The organism is Acinetobacter sp. 228 (assembly GCF_048147885.1).
The window spans coordinates 89,245-109,927 of record NZ_JAYWYV010000006.1; the positions used below are offsets into that span (position 1 = coordinate 89,245).

22 protein-coding genes are annotated in these 20,683 nt (G+C 43.9%); 13 read left to right on the plus strand and 9 right to left on the minus strand.

Features of this window, described 5'->3' with window-relative positions; genetic code table 11:
- Window positions 1-77: 77 nt before the first annotated feature.
- A complete protein-coding gene (gene hemW, locus VXQ92_RS06730; protein ID WP_416680904.1) occupies window positions 78-1,232 on the minus strand; it encodes a radical SAM family heme chaperone HemW in 1,155 nt (384 codons plus the stop codon).
- 126 nt (window positions 1,233-1,358) lie between these two features.
- Here hemW and VXQ92_RS06735 point away from each other — a divergent pair, with 126 nt between their 5' ends.
- Both VXQ92_RS06735 and VXQ92_RS06740 read left to right on the plus strand, forming a co-directional pair.
- Window positions 1,359-1,817 carry a DMT family transporter gene (locus VXQ92_RS06735; protein ID WP_416680905.1) on the plus strand — a complete coding sequence of 153 codons (459 nt, stop codon included), beginning with the start codon at window positions 1,359-1,361 and terminating at the stop codon, window positions 1,815-1,817.
- A 39-nt stretch (window positions 1,818-1,856) separates the two neighbouring features.
- Window positions 1,857-3,215: an MATE family efflux transporter gene (locus VXQ92_RS06740; protein ID WP_416680906.1), complete on the plus strand. Its 1,359-nt coding sequence runs from the start codon at window positions 1,857-1,859 to the stop codon at window positions 3,213-3,215.
- Between the two features lie 202 nt (window positions 3,216-3,417).
- Here the strand turns inward: VXQ92_RS06740 and VXQ92_RS06745 are convergent, their stop codons facing one another.
- Window positions 3,418-3,630, minus strand: coding sequence for a DUF1737 domain-containing protein (locus VXQ92_RS06745; RefSeq protein ID WP_416680907.1), 213 nt, complete (start codon window positions 3,628-3,630; stop codon window positions 3,418-3,420).
- Between the two features lie 285 nt (window positions 3,631-3,915).
- On the opposite strand from VXQ92_RS06745, the gene VXQ92_RS06750 reads away from it, so the two are divergent.
- Window positions 3,916-5,214 (plus strand): ABC1 kinase family protein, encoded by a 1,299-nt coding sequence (locus VXQ92_RS06750; protein WP_416680908.1) that lies wholly within the window; start codon window positions 3,916-3,918, stop codon window positions 5,212-5,214.
- A gap of 96 nt (window positions 5,215-5,310) precedes the next feature.
- Window positions 5,311-5,562, plus strand: a complete 252-nt coding sequence (locus tag VXQ92_RS06755) for a type B 50S ribosomal protein L31 (protein WP_004732342.1) — start codon at window positions 5,311-5,313, stop codon at window positions 5,560-5,562.
- A gap of 87 nt (window positions 5,563-5,649) precedes the next feature.
- Here VXQ92_RS06755 and crcB read toward each other — a convergent pair whose 3' ends face one another.
- A complete protein-coding gene (crcB, locus tag VXQ92_RS06760; RefSeq protein ID WP_416680909.1) occupies window positions 5,650-6,030 on the minus strand; it encodes a fluoride efflux transporter CrcB in 381 nt (126 codons plus the stop codon).
- Window positions 6,031-6,203: 173 nt separating this feature from the next.
- On the opposite strand from crcB, the gene VXQ92_RS06765 reads away from it, so the two are divergent.
- Window positions 6,204-6,536: a HopJ type III effector protein gene (locus VXQ92_RS06765; RefSeq protein ID WP_064094553.1), complete on the plus strand. Its 333-nt coding sequence runs from the start codon at window positions 6,204-6,206 to the stop codon at window positions 6,534-6,536.
- Between the two features lie 73 nt (window positions 6,537-6,609).
- On the opposite strand, the gene VXQ92_RS06770 is transcribed toward VXQ92_RS06765, so the two are convergent.
- On the minus strand, window positions 6,610-7,173 hold the full coding sequence (locus tag VXQ92_RS06770; protein ID WP_191730970.1) for a hypothetical protein: 564 nt from the start codon (window positions 7,171-7,173) through the stop codon (window positions 6,610-6,612).
- 190 nt (window positions 7,174-7,363) lie between these two features.
- On the opposite strand from VXQ92_RS06770, the gene VXQ92_RS06775 reads away from it, so the two are divergent.
- Window positions 7,364-7,993, plus strand: a complete 630-nt coding sequence (locus VXQ92_RS06775) for a class I SAM-dependent methyltransferase (protein ID WP_416680910.1) — start codon at window positions 7,364-7,366, stop codon at window positions 7,991-7,993.
- A gap of 15 nt (window positions 7,994-8,008) precedes the next feature.
- Here VXQ92_RS06775 and VXQ92_RS06780 read toward each other — a convergent pair whose 3' ends face one another.
- Together VXQ92_RS06780 and VXQ92_RS06785 are read right to left on the minus strand one after the other, a co-directional pair.
- Entirely contained in the window at window positions 8,009-8,587 is a 579-nt protein-coding gene (locus tag VXQ92_RS06780; RefSeq protein WP_416680911.1) for a hypothetical protein, read from the minus strand.
- 27 nt (window positions 8,588-8,614) lie between these two features.
- Window positions 8,615-9,082, minus strand: a complete 468-nt coding sequence (locus tag VXQ92_RS06785; RefSeq protein WP_416680912.1) for a Holliday junction resolvase-like protein — start codon at window positions 9,080-9,082, stop codon at window positions 8,615-8,617.
- A 124-nt stretch (window positions 9,083-9,206) separates the two neighbouring features.
- Here VXQ92_RS06785 and VXQ92_RS06790 point away from each other — a divergent pair, with 124 nt between their 5' ends.
- From VXQ92_RS06790 to VXQ92_RS06810, 5 genes are all read left to right on the plus strand, one after another.
- A complete protein-coding gene (locus VXQ92_RS06790; protein ID WP_064094557.1) occupies window positions 9,207-9,851 on the plus strand; it encodes a ParA family protein in 645 nt (214 codons plus the stop codon).
- A 127-nt stretch (window positions 9,852-9,978) separates the two neighbouring features.
- The gene (locus VXQ92_RS06795) at window positions 9,979-11,109 is read left to right on the plus strand and encodes an AI-2E family transporter (protein ID WP_416680913.1); all 1,131 of its coding nucleotides are present in this window, start codon (window positions 9,979-9,981) and stop codon (window positions 11,107-11,109) included.
- 122 nt (window positions 11,110-11,231) lie between these two features.
- Window positions 11,232-11,774, plus strand: a complete 543-nt coding sequence (gene sodC / locus VXQ92_RS06800; RefSeq protein WP_064094559.1) for a superoxide dismutase family protein — start codon at window positions 11,232-11,234, stop codon at window positions 11,772-11,774.
- A 167-nt stretch (window positions 11,775-11,941) separates the two neighbouring features.
- Entirely contained in the window at window positions 11,942-14,086 is a 2,145-nt protein-coding gene (gene yccS, locus VXQ92_RS06805; RefSeq protein WP_064095165.1) for a YccS family putative transporter, read from the plus strand.
- A gap of 120 nt (window positions 14,087-14,206) precedes the next feature.
- Entirely contained in the window at window positions 14,207-14,509 is a 303-nt protein-coding gene (locus VXQ92_RS06810; protein WP_064094560.1) for a DUF3817 domain-containing protein, read from the plus strand.
- Between the two features lie 215 nt (window positions 14,510-14,724).
- On the opposite strand, the gene VXQ92_RS06815 is transcribed toward VXQ92_RS06810, so the two are convergent.
- The 3 genes from VXQ92_RS06815 to VXQ92_RS06825 form a co-directional block, all read right to left on the minus strand.
- The gene (locus VXQ92_RS06815; RefSeq protein WP_064094561.1) at window positions 14,725-15,954 is read right to left on the minus strand and encodes an MFS transporter; all 1,230 of its coding nucleotides are present in this window, start codon (window positions 15,952-15,954) and stop codon (window positions 14,725-14,727) included.
- 193 nt (window positions 15,955-16,147) lie between these two features.
- Window positions 16,148-16,525, minus strand: coding sequence for a hypothetical protein (locus VXQ92_RS06820; RefSeq protein ID WP_064094562.1), 378 nt, complete (start codon window positions 16,523-16,525; stop codon window positions 16,148-16,150).
- 142 nt (window positions 16,526-16,667) lie between these two features.
- The gene (locus VXQ92_RS06825) at window positions 16,668-18,077 is read right to left on the minus strand and encodes an FAD-binding oxidoreductase (protein WP_064102426.1); all 1,410 of its coding nucleotides are present in this window, start codon (window positions 18,075-18,077) and stop codon (window positions 16,668-16,670) included.
- 354 nt (window positions 18,078-18,431) lie between these two features.
- Between VXQ92_RS06825 and serA the strand changes: the two genes are divergently transcribed.
- Both serA and VXQ92_RS06835 read left to right on the plus strand, forming a co-directional pair.
- Window positions 18,432-19,664 carry a phosphoglycerate dehydrogenase gene (gene serA, locus VXQ92_RS06830; protein ID WP_064094563.1) on the plus strand — a complete coding sequence of 411 codons (1,233 nt, stop codon included), beginning with the start codon at window positions 18,432-18,434 and terminating at the stop codon, window positions 19,662-19,664.
- Between the two features lie 127 nt (window positions 19,665-19,791).
- Window positions 19,792-20,658 (plus strand): EamA family transporter, encoded by an 867-nt coding sequence (locus VXQ92_RS06835; RefSeq protein WP_416680914.1) that lies wholly within the window; start codon window positions 19,792-19,794, stop codon window positions 20,656-20,658.
- Window positions 20,659-20,683 lie beyond the last annotated feature (25 nt).

Sequence of the window (20,683 nt, forward strand, 5' to 3'; positions counted from 1 at the left end):
GGAAATCTGCGCAATAAAAAAACCCTCATATAGATTTACGAGAGTTTTTCCAAAAATGAGCAGCGAATTAAAATCAGTTAAAGAAATTCTTCCAGCACCGAATTTAAAAAGATATGCCCCTGCTCGGTACATGAAAGCCGGTCTTGATCATCGACCATTAATTTTCTTTCGCGTAAAGAGCTCAGTAACTCATTCAAGCGATCCAGACCTAAACCGGTACGTTCGGCATAGAGTTTGGCTTCCACGCCCTGATTTAAACGTAATGCATTCATCATAAATTCAAAAGGCAGGTCGGCATCTTCAATGCGCTTAAACTGCAGATGTTCGGCAGGTACTTTGGCTAAGTAGTCCTTAGGTAAACGGGTTTTCTGGAACCGATACACGCCATGCGGCTGAGTGACTTTGCCATGTGCTCCGGCACCAATTGCCAGATAGTCACCAAACTGCCAATAATTCAGATTATGCGCTGAAGGCAATTCTTTCCGCCAGGCCGAAACTTCATAGTTGATAAAACCCTGAGATTTTAGGTAGAGCTCACCCTGCTCCTGAATATCTTCCAAGACTTCATCGACAGGCAAAATCGGTTGAGTCCGGAAAAATACCGTATTGGGTTCAATCGTCAACTGATACCAGGAAATATGGGTAGCACCCTGCTCCACTGCCAGTTTTAAATCATGTAAAGCCTGTTCTAAAGTCTGTTCCGGCAAACCATGCATCAAGTCGACATTAATGCGCTGAAAACCTGCTTCACGTGCCAACCCAATGGCAGAGATCGCATCTTCATTACTATGGATCCGTCCCAAATGCTTGAGATGATCGGTATTAAAACTCTGCACCCCAATCGACAGGCGGTTAATACCGGCCTGCAAATAGCCGGCAAACGGATCATGTTCGACCGTGCCGGGATTGGCTTCCAGCGTAATTTCACAGCCTTCGGCAAAGGGAATAATGGCTTTGAGCTGACCAAATAACCATTGATAACCTGGGGCAGAAATCAGTGACGGCGTCCCCCCACCAATAAAGACACTGTGAATCTGCCGGCCTTGGGCAAAATTGACCTGAGTTTTAAAGTCTTCCACCAGTGCTCGTAAATATTCCTGTTCCAATTCTAGTAATAGCTGACCATCCGGAACCGCATGTGAATTGAAGTCACAATAAGGACATTTGCGCACACACCAAGGTATATGAATATATAAGGACAAAGGGACAGCAGCAGGATTCAATTCAGCCAAAGAACTACTCAAAAACGATTACAAGATATAGCGGAATTTTAACATGACTCGGCGGCAACACTGCTAAAATTAAATTTGATCGTGTGATATGTCTAAAAATTTAAATAGAATTAGTCAGTTAAAATTATGAAAATATCTTCTCAACTTATTATTTTACTTCCTTTGGTTTTTGCAATCGGTGTTTTATTGACACTCCAGACTGCAATTAATACACAACTGAAAGAATATTTATATTCTCCTATTCAAGCTGCATTTTTTTCCTTTTTGATTGGTACAATAGTGCTCGCCGTAATCGTACTTTTTCAGTCCAATCCCAGACCCAGTTTACAGGAACTGATGAGTGTTCCCTGGTATTTATGGCTAGGGGGAATCGTGGGTGTATACGCGATTAGTATGAGCATTTATGCAGCGCCCAAACTTGGCTTTCTGGTTCTTAGCGGTCTCATTATTTTTGGTCAGATGGTAATGTCGATGCTGGTCGATCATCTGGGATTATTGGGTAATGAAAAAATGCCGGTTAACTGGCAACGTCTTTTAGGCGGCGTGGTAATTTTTATTGGTGTGCTTCTCACTTTACAACGCTAAACCTTCTATTTAAGCACATGATCACGATGAGTAATTTTTGTGTCGAATGTTTCACCAGTCACAACCTTTGGTTTTGAATTAAAAAAACTTTTCCATCTGATGCTGCCTATTCTGGTAACCCAATTTTCTCAGGCTGGTCTGGGCCTGATTGATACCATTATGGCCGGTCACCTGTCTGCTACCGATCTTGCCGCGATTGCCGTCGGAGTAGGACTCTGGATTCCAGTGATGCTGCTGTTTAGTGGCATTATGATTGCCACGACACCTTTGGTTGCCGAAGCTAACGGCGCACGTACACCTGAAAAAATTGCCACCATTGCACGTCAATCACTTTGGGTCGCCCTGATTCTTGGGGTAATTGCCGGCCTGATTTTACAAGTTTTGCCAGCCCTTTTACCTCTCTTGGGTGTACCGGAAAGCTTGCAGCCTAAAGCCAGTTTATTCCTGCATGCGATTGGTTTTGGTATGCCTGCGGTAACCATGTATGCAGCCTTACGCGGCTACTCAGAAGCGATTGGAAATCCTCGCCCGGTCACCGTGATTAGTTTATTGGCCCTGGTTTTGCTGGTTCCGCTGAACTATATCTTTATGTATGGTATTGGTCCTGTTCCGGCCCTAGGCAGTGCAGGCTGTGGGTTTGCCACAGCGATTTTGCAGTGGTTAATGCTCATGACTCTGGCACTGTATATCTTTAAAAACAGAGCCTATCAGCGTACTCAGCCTTTTACTCACTGGGAAAAAATAAACCCGGAATGGGTGAAGCGTATTCTGCAACTGGGTTTTCCAATTGGATTGGCGATCTTCTTTGAGGTCAGTATTTTCAGTACAGCAGCAATTGTGCTGAGTCCTTTGGGAGAGACCATTGTCGCTGCCCATCAGATTGCTATTTCCGTCACTTCACAACTGTTCATGATTCCCATGTCACTGGCGATTGCCCTGACCATTCGGGTTGGCACCTACTATGGTGAACAGAACTGGCAAGCCATGCGAAAAGTGCAATATCTTGGCCTGATCACTGCCACTATTCTGGCGATCCTGACCATGATTCTGCTTTGGGTTTTCCACAATGAAATTGTGGCACTCTACACTTCAGATCTGATCGTAAGCCAAATTGCGGTGTATCTGATTCTGTTTGCTATTGCCTATCAGCTGATGGATGCCTGGCAGATCAGTGCAGCAGGTTGTCTGCGTGGCATGCAGGATACCAAGGGGCCGATGTGGATTACCATGCTGGCTTACTGGGTCATCGCCTTCCCGGTTGGAGTATATTTATCCCGCTTTACCGAGATGGGCGCCGCCGGTGTTTGGGTTGGCCTGATCGTGGGTTTAAGTGTTGCCTGTGTTTTATTGCTGGCACGACTCTATAGCAATAACAGACGTTTAAGCTTAAAGGTATAAAAACTTAGCGACTTTCAAGCAATCTTAAATATTGGGTAGGTGACATGGATGTCACCGTTGAGCTGTGAAACAGGGAAGTAGCATCAGACCAACGAAACGGTTTTGTTAATTTTGCCATGACAAAAGTAAGAGCTGCCTAAGCGACAGCATAAAAATAAAAGATGAGAGCATCGCCTTGAGCATTGTAATTTCGATGTAGAAGTTAAGAATTAGCTCCCAAAGCCTCCTTCAGTCCTTCTGGAATCTCCGATTCATCCACCACAACTTTGGTCACCACCTGCCCCACAATCACATCCGTACCATTAAAAGTCATGGTGGGTGACCCATATAACTCATAACCTTCATTTAAGGCACGGGTCACCCGCGCACAAAAATGCACATCATCCTTCCCAGTAAAATATCGATAGACTTTCATTGAATTTTCTTCATTACAGCAATCTGTTTATTCTAAGCTTTTAGCCATAAAACAACATTCAGAATTAATACTCAGCCTTATCTAAAACGATGATGGATTCCGGCATATTCTTTTAGTTTAGCCAAGGAGATAAAGATAAATCTTTATCAAATCAAAGATGATGCATTAAACATGGAGAAGCAGAAGGAAATCACAACATAACCTCTACAATTAAATCTAGGCAATTGAACCGTTGTCACCTATGATCAAATACATCCATTCATTATTGGTTTCAAGGAATCTCGCATGGCAAAAACGGCTAGTACACCCGGTCGTCGCTTTATGAAACTTGCCGGAATGACCGCAAGTATTGCAGGTAAAACCCTCTCCAATTCCATTAAAAATTTAACTGCCGATGAAGAGCAGAAAAATACTGCGCGCAGCAAACTATTTCAAGATATTGGGGTACAGATTGCAGATACCTTGGGAGAGATGAAAGGCGCAGTCATGAAAGTCGGCCAGATTGCCTCGCAATATAAAGACGTTTTCCCGCCCGAAGTCGCCAAAGCCATTGCCAAGTTACAACGTCAGGCACCACCCATGCCATTTAAAGAAATTCAGGCACAGGTAGAAAAAGAACTGGGTAAACCCTTAGCACAGCTTTTTCAGCACTTTGATGAACAGCCATTTGCTGCAGCCTCGATTGGTCAGGTACATAAAGCGATCCTGCTAGATGGCCAGCAAGTTGTGGTCAAAGTGCAGTATCCTGGGGTAGATGAAGCCTGCGAAAGCGACCTGAAACAAGTCCGACTGGCACTGCGCATGATGGGCGTGTTAAAGATTGACCGTAAACTTCAGGATCAGCTGTTCAAGGAAATCCAGCAGAGTCTGGACAATGAGCTGAACTATGAAATCGAAGCGCAGAATCTGGAAATCGCCCGGACTTTCCATGAATCTCTGGATAGTAAAATTATAATTCCGAAAGTGTTTCATGAGTACTCTTCACGGCATATTCTGACTTTGAGCCAGGAGCTTGGGGAAAGTATTGAAACCGCTAGCACTTGGCCACTCGAGACCCGAAATGCTTTGGGACGCCGTTTATTCCGTGCCATTGGTCAGGAAATTTTCTATCTGAAACGCTTTCATTGTGATCCGCATCCTGGCAATTTCGCCTTCCGTGAGGATGGTTCTGTGATTGTTTATGATTATGGCGGCGTCAAGACCTTATCGACCGAAGTTATTGAACATTTCAGGGAACTGATTCAAGCTGCGCGCGAAAAGAATATTCCCGTAATCGAACAACAACTGGATGCACTGCATTCTTTGACTGAGACCGGAAAATTCCCGACAGAATTGTATGAACAATGGCTGGAAGTACTCATGCGTCCTTTAGTCACCCACTATGATTTCGCCGAAAACTCAGCGCATCATGATGGTATGGAATTGCTGAAACCTTCCTTAAAATACTGGGATGTGTTTAAACCTTCTCCAGATACCTTAATGGTGAACCGGACGATTTCAGGGCAGTACTGGAACCTGATTCATCTTAAAGTAAATGATGATTTAAGTGATGTATTTGAAGAGCTCGTACCCAGTCGCAGCTAAATAGAGGCGACTGGCTTACGCGTTGTAACCCTAAATTACTTGAAAGCGTAAATGTTACATTATAACATTTGATCAATAATCAAGAGGAATTTAGATATGCGTTCAGATATCCACCCTGAGTATCGTGAAGTGTTATTCCATGATACCAATGCCGATGCCTATTTTGTGATTGGCAGTACCATGAACTCCAGTCAGACTAAAGAATATCAAGGTAAAACATACCCTTATGTAACACTAGATATTTCAAGCGCTTCTCATCCTTTCTATACGGGTGAGCAACGTCAGACCAGTAATGAAGGTCGTGTGGCAAGCTTCAACAAACGTTTTGGCCGCTTTAAACGTGGTTAAAAATGAAAACCGTCGATTATCTCAATCTTCGAATCGTGGTTTATGTCAGGAAATAACCTCCAGTTTCCTGACTTTTTTATGTCCGTTTTAACTGTGCGATAGCATCCATGACGTTAAATAAAAGCCCAGCGCCAGAACTATAATGCCGATGATTAAGCTGGATAATGCATATAATACCACTAGACCCATAGCCCCTTGCTTGAACAACAAAAAACTTTCCAGACCGAAACTGGAAAATGTGGTAAAACCACCGAGAATTCCCACCATTAAAAACAGACGAGCTTCCTGTTGAAGGATTGGATATTTTTGGCTACAGGCAAAAAAAATCCCCGCACATAAACAGCCTAGAATATTGATCCACCAGGTGGGCCAAGGAAACTGCATTTGTGGTTTAAACAGCCAAAGTCCTGCTGCATAACGCAGACTGGCACCGACTGCCCCACCCATTGCCACCCAAAGCCAGCCCATATTTTTTCCTATCTATTTATTGATCAAGTTTATCTTATCCAAATTTTTAAACTCAACATGGATAATTTTCACTATTATCTTGAACGGAAAATCAATTAAATACCATGGAACTTCGCAAGAAAATTGCTATATTTATCGCATCGAATTTTCATGAATGGCACAGGAAAAACAGCATGGCACAGGATTTATTGGCCCAGTTAGCGGCAGGCGAAGCAAAATTTGCAGATGTGATTGCATATATTGACTCGCGCTATACGCATACACCAACTGCATTTAAAAATGGCCAGCAAAATAATACGGCTACAGAAAACCAGGGCAGCGCCAAAGTCTTTTCTTTTGCACAACTCAATGGTCTGGATCAGGCACAGACCTTAAGCCTGTTTGCTGAGCATTATGCTGCTGTACTGGCGACGCCAGAGTCGACCGATCATCAGAATATCCGCCAGTTTATGCTTAATGGGTGGGATGGAATTACCTTTGAAGGTCAGGCCCTAATTGCAAAATAAGTCTTCAACAGATAAAAAAACCGTTCATAGGAACGGTTTTTTTAGGCATCTCAGCAGTATGCTGGATGTCTGTTTAGCTCTTACCAACTTTTTCTATCCACTGAATGGAACTGACGCGGAAAACTTCACAAGCACCATCACCCGTATCGGTCGGGGTTAAAGAAGATGTCCAGACCAGATCTTTGTCACGCACTTCAACCAGCTCCCCTTGCATACGCACCAGATCGCCACGCTTCACCTTTTTGATTGCCTTGGCAATTTCAGGATTGGCGGGAATGATATGCATATTGGACACCATCTGCTTGGCTTGTTCTACCGGTACCGGTACCCGATCCATTTTCCAGTTCAAATAACGATCATATTGATTCACGGTGATATGCCGGGCAATTTCAGGCTCAGCAAATAACCCCCAACTGACTGCATAATCAATCGGAGAGAATTTGGCTTGCGGATCAGAACTATAAACCTTAGAACCCAAAATACGGAAATCACCTTTAAAAGGCTGCAAGACCGAAATTGACTGACCTTTGACCACAGGAGGCAAACCTTTGGCAATATTATGCTCAACAGAACTGTAGCCAGAAATAGGCAGTAACAGGCTGGCGAGCAAAGCATAATGTTTAAAGTGTTTGAACATAATTTTTAATCTAATCCTAATCAAGTTGCTTAAACGTTTTAAGGATATCTTCCTTGATCTTACGTATTTTTTAATGAATAAACAGTTGAACTTGGTAACAAACTGAACAAATTTGGTCAGCTCGGGATATGCCGATTATTTTATTTTCGGTTAAGCTAGAACAAATTCTCATCTCATTAAAATGGCCCGGATGCTGTATAAAATTTATCAACAACATATCTTTCCACATCTTTTAAATCAGGTCATGCAAACCCCGGCTTTGATGGACTTACGCCGCGAATTGCTCTTGGGGGTGTCAAATGAAGTGCTGGAAATTGGTTTCGGTACCGGGCTGAATCTGCCGTTTTATCAACTGGTTGACAAGCTCTATGCGTTGGAACCGAATGCTGATATTTTCAGACTGGCAGAGACGCGGATTCAGCAGGCTGCGTTTCCGGTTGAGCATATTCAAGCCAGCGCAGAAACTTTGCCTTTTGCAGCGAATAGCCTGCAACATGTGGTTTCAACCTGGACACTTTGCAGTATTCCAGATCTCGAACAGAGCTTAAAGGAAATTTATCGGGTGCTACAGCCGGGTGGTACTTTACATGTGGTCGAACATGTGCTGAATCGGCAAAATTTAAAGATCCAGCACCTGCAACATTTACTTACTCCTATTCAAAAGAAAGTCGCAGATGGCTGTCATCTGAACCGCGATATTGAAAATGCCTTGCTGGAAACCGGTTTTGAAATAGAAAGCTTGAATTATATTGATGCGGCAGGTCTACCCAAGATTGGTCAGCATATGCTGTTGGCTCGACTGCGTAAGTCAAGAGGCTAACTCCCTCTGATCTTTTTAGTGATGTTGAATCTGAGTCACTCGCAGTAACTGACAATGGCCGCGATATTTAGAACCTGTACCCACCGTGAATTCTTGTCCAGTCGTACCTGAATGAACGGTAACCAGATCACCACTAAGAGTAATTTTCTGTCCTGGTTTTAACCGGCGAATCTGATCGGCAATTTTTTCAGTGGCAGCAATCAGACTGAAATGCTGCACATGCGTATTGATGAAGTTACGATCCACCTCGCTGATTTGTCCTTCAACCTGATAACAGCGTTTTGCTTCATCAAACTCCAATATTGCCTGCATGGCTGGCAGCGGCTGAGTCAGCAACAGCACATCAATATTGCTGAGATAGGCCAGATCATTAAAACTCCCCACCACAGGACTCGCCTGATGCAGAACCCGACGCTTGGGTTTTACAAAGCGCTGATCATGCACAATATAGGTTTCTGAAATATGCTTGACCGGTTCTACTTTAAAATTTTTAAGTACGCCTTTTTCTTGTAGATGTGGAATAGCGCGGAAAAACTCATTCCAGACCCAAAGTCCAAGCATAAACAGCAGCGCAGTAATCAGTAGTTTTTGCATAATTTTTTATTCTGCATGAGGTTTAGATTAATCCTCAAAATCAATCCGAACAGTTTCAAAACGTACCCGTCCTTCCTGAATCGCTCGGGCAATGGCTTGCTGGCCTTTGGTCAGACGTGCGCCCCCACTTTTAATATCAATCAAGACGACTTCAATATCTTCGGCTGCACCTTCCCCGTCACGAAAATCGGTATAGCCATCAAAGACCACATAATCTACCGGGTCGCCCAGAAACTTAGCATCACTCGGCAGATATTGAAATTCCGGCATGATCGGTGCGAGCTGTTCCGCCATTTTGCCTTTGAGAACGGCACGGCTAGTATTTACACTGCGCTTTTGCGCGGCAATCAGGGATTGCTGATGCTCCAGTTCCAGCTCGGCGATATACTGCTCATATTCGGCCTTGATCCGTCCGTTGCGTGTCTGACTTAAAATAATAGTGGTCAATACCACCCCGATACATGCGCCAATCAGCATGGCCATCCATATGGACATTCAATCTTCCTAATTTACTTGATTTTTATAACATCGCATTCGACTGAAGTTGAGGATATCGGCCATTTGCATACTTGAAAAGAATGATATGCTAGGCTGGAACAGAATAAAATCACCTTGAGTCATGAAAACAATTTTAGTTGCGAATCAGAAAGGCGGTTGTGGTAAAACCATGACAGCCATTAGTTTGGCGTCAGCACTCGCACAAAAGGGTTATACAGTGGCATTGGCCGATGCCGACAACCAGAAATCCACATTGCAATGGCTTAAGCACCGCCCGGCACAGGCGGCACCTATTCAAAGTCTGGACTGGCGCAATAGCAAATCCATTGGTGATGCTCCCAAGCAGATTGAATACCTGATTATTGATGCACCAGGTGCGTTAAGTGACGATCATGCGGAACAGCTGGTCAGTGAAGCACATGCGATTATCATCCCGATCCAGCCTTCTTTTTTTGATATCGATTCAACCCGCCGTTTTCTCAAACATTTACAGGACATTAAACGTATCCGCAAAGGCAAGGTCGAAATTTTGCTTCTGGCCAATCGCACCAAAGCAAATGCAGCCAGCAATCAGGATATACAACAATTTTTTGACAAAATCGACCAACAGCCGGTGGCCTGGATTTCGGAACGCGCCCCTTATAGCCGTTTAGCGATGGAAGGTCTTTCAGTCTTTGATAAACAACAAAAAATTTACCGGGAACTGCAGGATCAATGGCAACCGGTACTAAATGCGATTATTGATGATCCAAGTCAATGGTTTTGAGTCAATAGACTGAATCAGGCTGCAGCTCTTGGAAAATAATCACGCTACTTGGCAATGCAGCATTTTCGATCGCTTTTTTTTCAGTTAATATGCCTGAACACGACCTAAAAATGAGTCATTAAATTCAGTGCAACAATACGCGCCTATATTACAAAAAGTCTTATTATTTGGATTGTTCTTTATCCTGATTTTTTTGAGTTTTCATATACTCAAGTATTTCATCATTCCTGTAGTTTGGGCGGCAATTATTGCCTATATGACTTGGCCCCTGTATCAATCAGTGTTACGTATGTGTGGCAATCGCCCGACACTGAGTGCGACCCTGATGATTCTGGCCGTGATTCTGGTATTCGGTCTTCCGTTTATTTTTGCTATTTTCATGTTGCAGCATGAAGGCCGTAACCTGTATATGGAATTGCAGCGACAGGTCTTTTCCGGTCATCTGAATGTACCTGATTTTATTCGTGGACTTCCGATTGTCGGCAAGGAGATCAGCCGGACCTTAAATGAAATCAATACCGATCCGCAGAGTATCGCGCTGTCGGTATCGACCTGGATTCAAGGTCATCTGAATTATGGCAAAGTGGTACTGAACGAAGTCAGCAAAAATATATTTAAATTATGTTTTGCCATACTTTCGCTGTTTTTCTTCTACCGTGATGGTCAGACCATTTTAAATCAGGTGCGTAAAGCCTTTGAAATGGTGGTCGGACCACGTGTGCATCATTATTTTTCTACTATCTCTGCCACTACCCGAGCGGTGGTCTATGGGGTCGGTTTAACTGCAATTGCCCAGGCTCTGCTGGCAGGTATGAGTTATTTTGTTGCAGGTGTTCCAAATCCGATGGTTTTAACCATTGTGACCTTTATTTTTGCCCTGATTCCTTTCGGTCCACCTCTTGCCTATAGTTCGGTCGCACTGTGGCTGTTTTCGCAAGGACAAACCATTGAAGCTATTGGAGTCATGGTTTGGGGTATCTGTGTGGTCAGTACCGCCGATAACGTCATTCGTCCCCTGGTAATTTCTGGTGCAACGCAGATTCCTTTCCTGCTGATCATGTTTGGAGTGCTGGGCGGTATTGCCAGCTTCGGTCTGGTGGGGGTATTTATTGGCCCGGTGATTCTGGCTGTACTCCTGGCTATCTGGCGTGAATGGTTACATGAAAGTAATATAAATGAACCATTAATGATGCCTAAAGCGACCCTGGCACATGAGATTGATCCGGAAACAAAAGAGACACCACCCAAAGCACCTTGAAGCATATATTTAATCGACTTAAACAAAACAAAACATTTAAGTACTGATTTTATATAGAGCTTCTGGTCTTGCTCTGTTTAAATGATTTCACCAAACAGAATAAAGATCAGGATGCCAGAATCATGTCTTCATTGTTTAAAATTACGACACTTTGCGCATTAAGCGCAGCACTTTTTACCGGTTGTGCCTCAACCTCTCCATCAAACGAAGTGGTCAGAGCAGTGACTTTAAATGCAGTAACTGCTCAAGGTGTAGGCCAAGAGATTGGTACCGTATTACTCAGTGACAGCCCAGCTGGTCTGGTCATTCGCACCAACTTGAAACAGCTTCCTGCAGGTGAGCGCGGTTTCCATATTCATGAAAATGGATCATGTGCACCTGCAATGAAAGATGGCAAGATGGGTGCAGCACTGGCAGCAGGTAGCCATTACAATCCGAATCAGGCACCACATCACGGTACGCCAACAACCGGTCACTTAGGCGATTTACCAGCGTTGAAAGTTAAGACTGATGGAACTGCGCGTGTCACCCTGCTTGCACCACGCCTGAAACTGGCTGATGTTCAGGGTCGTGCCATTATGGTTCATGCTGGTGGGGACAACTATTCCGACACCCCATTACCATTAGGCGGCGGCGGTGAACGTATTGCCTGTGGTGTGATCTAAATACCCTCATGCCAATGACCAAATAGAGAAAACGGGCAATATGCTCGTTTTTTCATGGATTTTTCTTTTATTTTGGCGTCTAAATTGCATTCAGAACTTTGCGTTTTTACTTTCCGGATCCTGTCCCTGTGAATGCTGCCCGACCTGCGACTGCTACTTTTGTTAAAATTATAAAACCTGTCCTGCTGCCCTTTCAGTCCAGTGCGCTGATAACTTATTGCCTGCAGATCCTGCTGGTGTTTTTAGGTACTACTTTCGGTCTGAAATTTCTGGGTTATGAGTTTTTGATCGTTCCAGTAACTTTAGGAGCAATTGCCACGGCACTGACTGATTTTGATGACCGGCTAAGCCTGCGTTTGCGCAACCTGTTACTGGTCATCATTCTGTTTTTTAGTGTTAGCAGCATTCTGGAATTTCTTGCTCCACATAAATTCTGGTTTGCACTGTGGCTATCGCTATCGAGTGCGCTGTTTATTCTAATGGGTGCCTTAGGCCAACGTTATGCCACAATTTCATTTGGCACCATTTTACTGTCAATCTATACCATGTTCGGCTTGGGCGAATATCAGCACTGGTATGAACAGCCGCTTTATTTTGTCATTGGAGCACTATGGTACGGCCTGACGTCTATTCTATTTTTTCTGCTGCGTCCTACCTTGCAGGTTCAGGAAAATCTCGCACAAAGCTTGCAGCACATGTCGGATTTACTGCTGAGTAAAGCCAAACTGTTTGATCCGGACCAGCATCCGAATGTTGAAAACCTGCTCTATGAGTTGTCCCTTAAAAATACTTTAGTCATTCAGAGTTTTAACCGCAGCAAAGATTCGCTATTGACCCGACTCAAAGCATCGCGTGCCAATCGCAATACCATTTACTGGCTGAATCTGTATTTTCTGATGCAGGATATTCATGAACAGGCCACAGCCAATTATCTGCATTATGAACAGATCGAACAGCATTTTAGCCGCACTGACCTGATTTTCCGGATTCAAAAAAATATCCGCTTGCAAGCCCTTGCCTGTCAGCATCTGGCAGGCTGTGTGCTGCGCAATGAAAAATTTTATCTGTCTGCAGATGATGAACTGGCATTAAAACATTTACAGGAATCGATGCAGGACTGGATTGCCCAACACCCACAGAATATTGAAGTTAAAAATTTACAGCTTATTCTGGCCAATCTGCTGAGTGTACATGAGCAGTTACAACACCTGCATGATCAACAGGCACTGTATAAGCCACGCTATCAGCAGCATTTTGATGACCTGAGCCTGTTTGATGATGATATTCGCGATAGCACAGATCTCTGGCTGAAACTCAAACCACACTTGAGTCCGCAATCGGCACTCTTTCGGCATGCGGTGCGGATTGCCATTGTGTTTCTAGTCGGCTATGCCATTTCATTATTGCCCTTTGCGAAAAATGGCTACTGGATTTTACTGACCAGCCTGTTTGTCTGTCAGATCAGTTATTTTGCCACCAAAAGCCGGCTCAAATTGCGGACCCTAGGAACATTATTGGGGGTCATGCTGGGCGTTCCCATTCTGTATTTTGTGCCAAGTGTCGAAGGTCAGTTACTCCTGACAGTAATTTTTGGTGTCGGTTTTTTCTATCTACGTTCCAAAAAATATGCCATGGCCACTCTCATGGCGACCCTGATGGTACTCCTGATTTTTAACCTGAAAGGTGCCGGTTATGCCATTATTTTACCGCGTATTATTGATACCCTCATAGGCTGTCTGATTGCATGGATGGCAGTAAGCTGGATCTGGCCTGACTGGAATTTTCGTAATATTTCTAGCAATATTAAAAAATCATCGCTTGCTACACTGGACTATTTTGCTGCAGTGGTCGAACAATATCAAAACGGTAAAGATAACAGTATTGCTTACCGGACTGCACGGCGTCTGGCCCACAATGCACAGATTGATTTATCCAGCATGATTTCAAGCCTGAGCACCGAACCGAATCCAGATCCGCAACTGGTTAAAAGTGCCTTTCGCTATCTGGTCTATAGCCATAGCCAGCTCAGTTATATTGCAGCATTGGGGAGTCACCGTGAGCAGGTTACTGATACACAAATTCTGGATTTAATGCGTTGGTGCAAGCAAACCTTAACTGGGGTATTGCTGCAACAACAGCCTTTAGATACCTATGACATTGATCATAAACTGGCAGAAATTCAACGCTTAAGTACACAGGAAAACCTCTCAGCACATCTGCTTTTGGTGCTGAAACAGATCAGTTTATTGCTGGAAACCTTACCGGAATTACTAAAATTACGTCATGAATTACTAGGTGCCGAGATTAAATAACCAACTGCTTTACTTGGTTATAACTTATTAAAAATATTGAATATATCTTTATTATTAAGATTCAATATTCAGGTGATATTCGGTACACTCAAAACTAATTTGGTTAAATCAATATGTATTATGAACATCAAAACTTTGCGTCTGGTCGGTTTGCTTGAAGGGATTTCATTCCTGCTGCTGTTATTTATCGCGATGCCAGTGAAATATATGATGGATAATCCGATTCTGGTCAAATATGTCGGTATGGGGCATGGGGTACTGTTTGTGCTATTTCTGGTGGTTTTATTCGCGGTATGTGAAAAACAGAAATGGTCTCTCAGCATGTTTGTGATGGGTTTAATCGCTTCGATTCTGCCTTTCGGTCCATTCCTATTTGATATGAAACTGAAGAAGCTAGAGCTACCGGTAGCGGAAGAAGCTTAATTGCTCCCTCTCTCTAACTCTCTCCCACAGGGAGAGAGGACCTTCAATATCTATCTATTCTTCATTATTAATTCTAAAAACCATTAAATTTAATGAAAATTCCCTCTCCTAAGCAAGTTTTAAAGTACCGCTTTTAAAACGAAGCGCAAGTGAGGGCTAGGGAGAGGTAAATTTCTTAGAAAATAATCTTTAAGCAAAAAATAAATTTTAAAAAATCAAAACTCTCCACGCTCCTGTCTTTCCAGCATTAACTGTTTGAGTTGCATGCGTGGCAAAGTAAACCAGAGTGCAATCAGAATCAAAGAGGCAGCACAGTAGGCCCAGATATCGTAGGTTTCATATGCCATTCTTACTGCTTCAATGACCACAAAAAAGCTGAGCATCAGGATAATAGAAACCGTCGCGGCCACCGTGCCTTTGGACACTTCTGAAGACATCAGTGCAAAACGGTAAAGTACCGAAAAACTTACCCCCTCACCTAGACTGATACAAGTGGTGCCGATAATCAGACAATGAACAAAATACTCTGGAATCAATAAACCCAGCATCAATAAACCGGCACCCAACAGCATCAGTGGCAGACCCAATAATACGGTTTTACCCAGCGGCATTTTATCGATAATTTTCAGCAGAATCAGATTACCTGCAATCAGGCCGCCCAAGACTGGAAACTGCGCCAGACCATATTGCACACTACTGAATCCAAATTGCTCGACCAGAATCACCGGTGACAAGGCAATCCATAACATCAAAGGCAAACTTACCAAAGGCAAGGCTACAGTCATGATCACAAAGCGTTTATTTTTTAGAACCTGTTTAAAGTCATCCAGAATATAGCTGACCGGCTGTCTGGGAATACTGACGTTCAGGTTTGGCATTTTAGCTTTCAGGCCGAACCAGCTCAGAAATGAAAGAAATGCGATCCCGATAAAACCCCAATGCCAGGAGATGTGATCAATCATAAAGGCACCCAGCACTGGTCCTAGCAAGGGTGCCAGCAAAGACACATTGGCCATCAGTGCCATGACTTTGATGGCATCACGTTCTTCAAAGCTTTCCTGAATGGCGGCATAACCTACAGCGGTAATAAAGGACAGGCCAAAGCCCTGTAAAAAGCGCAGAAATAAGAAACTTTCGATATTGGGTGTTAATAAAATAGCCAGACAGCTGATGGTAAAAAATGCCACACCACCAAGCAGTACCGTTTTACGTCCAAGACGATCGGACAAAGGTCCCAGAATCGCTGCGACAAATGCCCCACCCAACAGGAAAAAGGACATGGAGGATGGTGCCCATGAACTACTCACGCCAAAATCACGGGTAATCGCCAGCATGGCCGGCTGAATCAGGTCATTACAGATATAGACGGAGAATTCAAACAAGACCAGTGCCAGCGGGAACATGAGTGTGGCACGGGTCAGTTTTTGGATCTGGATATTTTGCATGGGAGTTTTTATTGTCAGTCTGCCGGATGAAGCAGAATGAGCTTTATCTAAAATAGAAAGCAGGAATTTTAGCAGATGAGATATTCAAACGCTCTGAATAAATATAATTGATCGTAGAGATAATCTTCCAAAACAAAAAAGCGCATCACTTAGATACGCTTTTAACCAAAATCTGTCTAAAGATCAAACACTATTATGGACAGACCGCTTTCTGGAAAGTTTTGGTATTTGCCCCACGCATGCAACGATAGGACCTGTCAGTATTATCCAGCTTCCAGCTCCCGTTTTTACGGCTAAAATAGTAAATGGTCTGGACTGAACGCACTGAATCGTCCTTTAAACGGGTTTCAGTTACTTTGACCTGCCCAATGGTAGGTGTCTCCGCCTTATTGAAGAACTGGCGCAATTCAACCGTCGCCAGTTCCTTACGCAAATCCGGTCTCATTTTCAAAACCTGTTCCAAGGGCGTATCTGAAGAAGACTGTACTTTTGCAATGACCTGTTGCGTGGTGGTACAACCCGACCCCATCACACCGAAAGCTAAAGTTATGACTGCCAATATCCGTAACATATTGTTTAACCCCAAATTGTCATTATTATTCCAACACATCATGCCGAGCTTTTGAATCGAAGACTATTTAGACTCTGTAACTGTATTTACACAGCAATAAAAAAGCGCACCTTTCGATGCGCTTTTTTTTAATTTCGAACAATTAAAGATCGAAAAGTTTACCCGGGTTCATGATGCCCTTTGGATCAAAGACTTTTTTCAGGGCTTTCATATATTCAATCTCTTCCGCAGAACGCGAATATTCAAGATATGGCTTCTTGGTCATACCTACACCATGTTCCGCAGAAATTGAACCGTCATATTTTTTCACGGTATCAAAGACATACTTGTTCACGACCTGACATTTGGCAAAGAATTCATCTTTGCTTAAGTTTTCAGGTTTCAGGATATTCAAGTGCAGGTTACCGTCACCAATATGACCGAACCAGCAGATTTCAAAATCAGGATAGTTCTCGCTCACAATCGCATCGATTTCTTTAATGAATGCAGGAACGTGCGTGATCAGAACTGAAATGTCGTTTTTATATGGAATGAACGGCGCAATAGATTCTGAAATATCTTCGCGTAAACGCCATAAGCTTTCTACTTGATCAAGGCTTTGGCTCATCACGCCGTCCAGTACCCAGCCCTGTTCCATACAGTGCTCGAAGATTTCCATCGCCTTGTCCATAATCGGTTCAAACGGCGCTTCAAACTCAAGCAACACGTAGAATGGACATTCGGTTTCAAATGGACGCTGTACATGGCCATTGGCCAAGACTTTTTGCATCGCCAGTTCACCAAAGAACTCGAATGCGGTTAAATCAATTTTCGCCTGGAAGGCATGCAATAACGGCATGATTGCATCAAAATCAGGTACACCCAGAACCATCACTTGCAGGTCTTGTGGTTGACGCTCTAATTTAATTTCAGCTTCAGTTACTAGACCCAGCGTGCCTTCACCACCGATGAATAAGTGTTGAAGTGCGTAACCGGTTGCATTCTTGATCATGCCCTTGTTCAAGCGAAGGATGTCACCTTTACCGGTTACCACAGTCAGGCCGAGTACCCAGTTACGGGTCATGCCGTATTTAATTACTTTAATGCCGCCAGCATTGGTCCCGATATTTCCGCCGATTTGTGATGAACCTGCTGAAGCAAAGTCAACAGGATAGTACATGCCCTGTTCTTCAGCATAGTTCTGCAACTGTTCAGTCACCACACCTGCCTGCACGCGTACCATACGGTCTGCCGGGAAGAATTCCAGAATCTGGTTCATCTTGTCCATGCTCACCACGATCTCGCCGTTGGCTGCAACTGCACCTGCGGAAAGACCGGTACGGCCACCCGATGGTGTCACTGCAACATTGAACTGGTTGGCCAGTTTTACGATGTCTTGGACCTGTTCCGTTGAGGATGGAAAAACAACGACTGACGGGTTTGGATCAAAGTGCTTGGTATGATCGCGACCCCAATTCTGGAGGCTATCCGTATCGGTTTTAATACGGTTTTCACCCACAATTGCAGTCAATTGGGTCAATAACTCAGGGGTTAAAGCGACTGGAGCATTCATCGTTTGCAGACCTAGCATGATTTAAACAAGAAAGACTTCGCTGGTTCATTTGCACATTTTTTATGCATAAAAACATGGATACAAATCAGGCGAAACATGCTGATTAAAGCACCAAAAATGGGAGCTTAAACAGCATGGCGCAATATTATAAGCTATTTTTTGGCGTTTCCCTGAAAAAATGACAATTTTGATAATATACCTTTGAAAATGATGGTTTAATTCAACCAGTTCTATCATTTTCACTACTATCACTTGCAAAAACAGCTGATATTGTAGCCATCAAGGAAATGTATAACCGCCCCATTCCTGTGCTATCATACCGCGACTAAATTTGGCCTTTGTAGCGGAGCCGTAATGAGCCAACATCTTTCTCTACCTAAAGATAAAATCCGTTTTCTATTGCTAGAAGGCGTTCACCAGAACGCAATCGATACATTGAATGCAGCTGGATATACCAACATCGACTATCGCAAAACAGCGCTCGAAGGCGAAGCACTGAAAGAAGCGATTAAAGATGCACACTTTGTCGGTATTCGTTCCCGTACTCAATTGACTGAAGAAGTATTTGAAGCCGCGAACAAACTGATTGCAGTAGGTTGTTTCTGTATCGGTACCAATCAGGTCAATCTTGATGCTGCAATGCGTCGCGGTATTCCGGTATTTAATGCACCATATTCAAATACACGTTCAGTTGCTGAACTGGTATTGGCAGAAACTATTCTTCTTCTGCGCCGTGTACCTGAAAAATCAACAGATACACATGCAGGTGGCTGGAACAAATCGGCTGTCGGTTCATTCGAAACACGTGGTAAAACTTTAGGTATCGTAGGTTACGGTTCAATCGGTTCACAACTTTCTGTACTGGCTGAAAGTCTGGGCATGAAAGTAATCTATTATGATGCGGTGACCAAATTACCTTTAGGTAATGCACGTCAAGTCGGTTCTATGGGCGAATTACTTGCCAATGCAGACGTGGTTACTCTACACGTTCCGGATCTGCCATCTACCCGTAATTTCTTTGGAAAAGAACAGTTTGCGCAAATGAAAGAAGGTTCAATCTTCCTGAATGCAGCACGTGGTACATGTGTCGTGATTGAAGATCTGGCAGATGCGATCAAGTCTGGACACATTGCGGGTGCGGCCGTAGATGTATTCCCGAAAGAGCCGAAAGCAAATGGTGAAGAATTCGTTTCTCCACTACGTAACCTGCCAAACGTGATTCTGACTCCACACGTGGGGGGGTCTACCATGGAAGCTCAGGCGAACATCGGTCTGGAAGTGGCTGAAAAATTCGTTGCTTACTCTGACAAAGGTATGACCCTTTCTGCGGTGAACTTCCCGGAAATCGCGCTTCCATTGACTGAGGGCAAACACCGTCTTCTTCACATCCACAAAAACATTCCAGGCGTATTGTCCAAGATCAACAACCTGTTTGCCGAACACGGCATCAACATCTCTGGTCAGTCTCTGATGACTAAAGGCGATGTAGGTTACCTGGTCATGGATGTCGATGCGACTGCATCTCAGGAAGCACTGGAAACACTTCACAACGTTGAAGGCACAATTCGCGTACGCGTATTGTTCTAATTCAGATTTAAAAAAAGCCACAGTCTTCGGGCTGTGGCTTTTTTTATTGCTTCAAGGTTTTTAGGTTTAAACCTGATCCAGCGTTTGCTGTGCTCCCGCTCTTCGAGTCATCGAAACAAATTTAGTCATGCCAAATTTTAAAATTGCACCAGTGGTGCAAGCGCCGCTGATCTTGCTAATCGCCATGATCAGTATGCAAAGCAGTGGTTCCTTTGCCAAATATCTGTTCGGTCAGTTTCCCATTCTGACCGTTTCAGCCATGCGCCTGCTCCTCGGCGCATTGATTTTGGCATTGATTTTTAAAATATGGCAAATTAACTTCAAACAGGTGAAATGGTCAGCGATTATCAGCTATGGGCTAGCTCTGGCTGGTATGAATATGCTGTTCTATCTGGCGATTGATCGCCTGCCTCTCGGAATTGCAGTTTCTTTTGAATTTATTGGCCCCTTAAGTGTTGCCCTGTTCCACGCCCGGAAAAAGTTTGACTTTGTCTGGGTTGGAATGGCAATTCTGGGACTGGTGCTGCTGTTTCCTTTTAATCAGGCTACGCAACAGCTTGATCCGATCGGAATTCTATTTGCTTTGGGTGCAGGAGCCTGCTGGGCACTGTATATCGTCGCTGGACAGAAGCCTTCTGGGGTTTCCGGCAATCATACAGTGTGTCTGGGCATGTTTGTCGGCATGCTGGTACTGATGCCAATTGCACTATTTATAGGAATGCCAGCTCATACTTTTGAACCGATGAGCTTGCTGTATTTTGTCGCTTTGGCTGTGCTGGCCAGTGCCCTGCCTTTTACGCTGGAAATGATTGCCCTGCGAAATTTAACTGCCTTGAGTTTTGGGACCTTGATGAGTCTGGAACCTGCAGTTGCAGCGCTTTCCGGTTTCGTATTCCTGGGTGAAACCTTATTATGGACCCAATGGCTGGCACTCGCTACCATTATTAGCGCTTCAATTGGCTGCACGGTCACGACTCAAAGACAAAAAACTTGAATAAAAATAAAGGCGCTAGAGCGCC

Bases quoted from the DNA above. Each gene is read 5' to 3' on its own strand.
- VXQ92_RS06835 (WP_416680914.1), top strand. From the start codon at position 19,792: ATGCCAAATTTTAAAATTGCACCAGTGGTGCAAGCGCCGCTGATCTTG.
- VXQ92_RS06790 (WP_064094557.1), top strand. From the start codon at position 9,207: ATGAAAACAATTTTAGTTGCGAATCAGAAAGGCGGTTGTGGTAAAACC.
- VXQ92_RS06755 (WP_004732342.1), top strand. From the start codon at position 5,311: ATGCGTTCAGATATCCACCCTGAGTATCGTGAAGTGTTATTCCATGAT.
- VXQ92_RS06825 (WP_064102426.1), bottom strand. From the start codon at position 18,077: ATGAATGCTCCAGTCGCTTTAACCCCTGAGTTATTGACCCAATTGACT.
- VXQ92_RS06745 (WP_416680907.1), bottom strand. From the start codon at position 3,630: ATGAAAGTCTATCGATATTTTACTGGGAAGGATGATGTGCATTTTTGT.
- VXQ92_RS06820 (WP_064094562.1), bottom strand. From the start codon at position 16,525: ATGTTACGGATATTGGCAGTCATAACTTTAGCTTTCGGTGTGATGGGG.
- VXQ92_RS06765 (WP_064094553.1), top strand. From the start codon at position 6,204: ATGGCACAGGATTTATTGGCCCAGTTAGCGGCAGGCGAAGCAAAATTT.
- VXQ92_RS06785 (WP_416680912.1), bottom strand. From the start codon at position 9,082: ATGTCCATATGGATGGCCATGCTGATTGGCGCATGTATCGGGGTGGTA.
- VXQ92_RS06770 (WP_191730970.1), bottom strand. From the start codon at position 7,173: ATGTTCAAACACTTTAAACATTATGCTTTGCTCGCCAGCCTGTTACTG.
- VXQ92_RS06750 (WP_416680908.1), top strand. From the start codon at position 3,916: ATGGCAAAAACGGCTAGTACACCCGGTCGTCGCTTTATGAAACTTGCC.
- VXQ92_RS06780 (WP_416680911.1), bottom strand. From the start codon at position 8,587: ATGCAAAAACTACTGATTACTGCGCTGCTGTTTATGCTTGGACTTTGG.
- VXQ92_RS06810 (WP_064094560.1), top strand. From the start codon at position 14,207: ATGAACATCAAAACTTTGCGTCTGGTCGGTTTGCTTGAAGGGATTTCA.
- VXQ92_RS06775 (WP_416680910.1), top strand. From the start codon at position 7,364: ATGCTGTATAAAATTTATCAACAACATATCTTTCCACATCTTTTAAAT.
- VXQ92_RS06815 (WP_064094561.1), bottom strand. From the start codon at position 15,954: ATGCAAAATATCCAGATCCAAAAACTGACCCGTGCCACACTCATGTTC.
- crcB (WP_416680909.1), bottom strand. From the start codon at position 6,030: ATGGGCTGGCTTTGGGTGGCAATGGGTGGGGCAGTCGGTGCCAGTCTG.
- VXQ92_RS06735 (WP_416680905.1), top strand. From the start codon at position 1,359: ATGAAAATATCTTCTCAACTTATTATTTTACTTCCTTTGGTTTTTGCA.
- serA (WP_064094563.1), top strand. From the start codon at position 18,432: ATGAGCCAACATCTTTCTCTACCTAAAGATAAAATCCGTTTTCTATTG.
- sodC (WP_064094559.1), top strand. From the start codon at position 11,232: ATGTCTTCATTGTTTAAAATTACGACACTTTGCGCATTAAGCGCAGCA.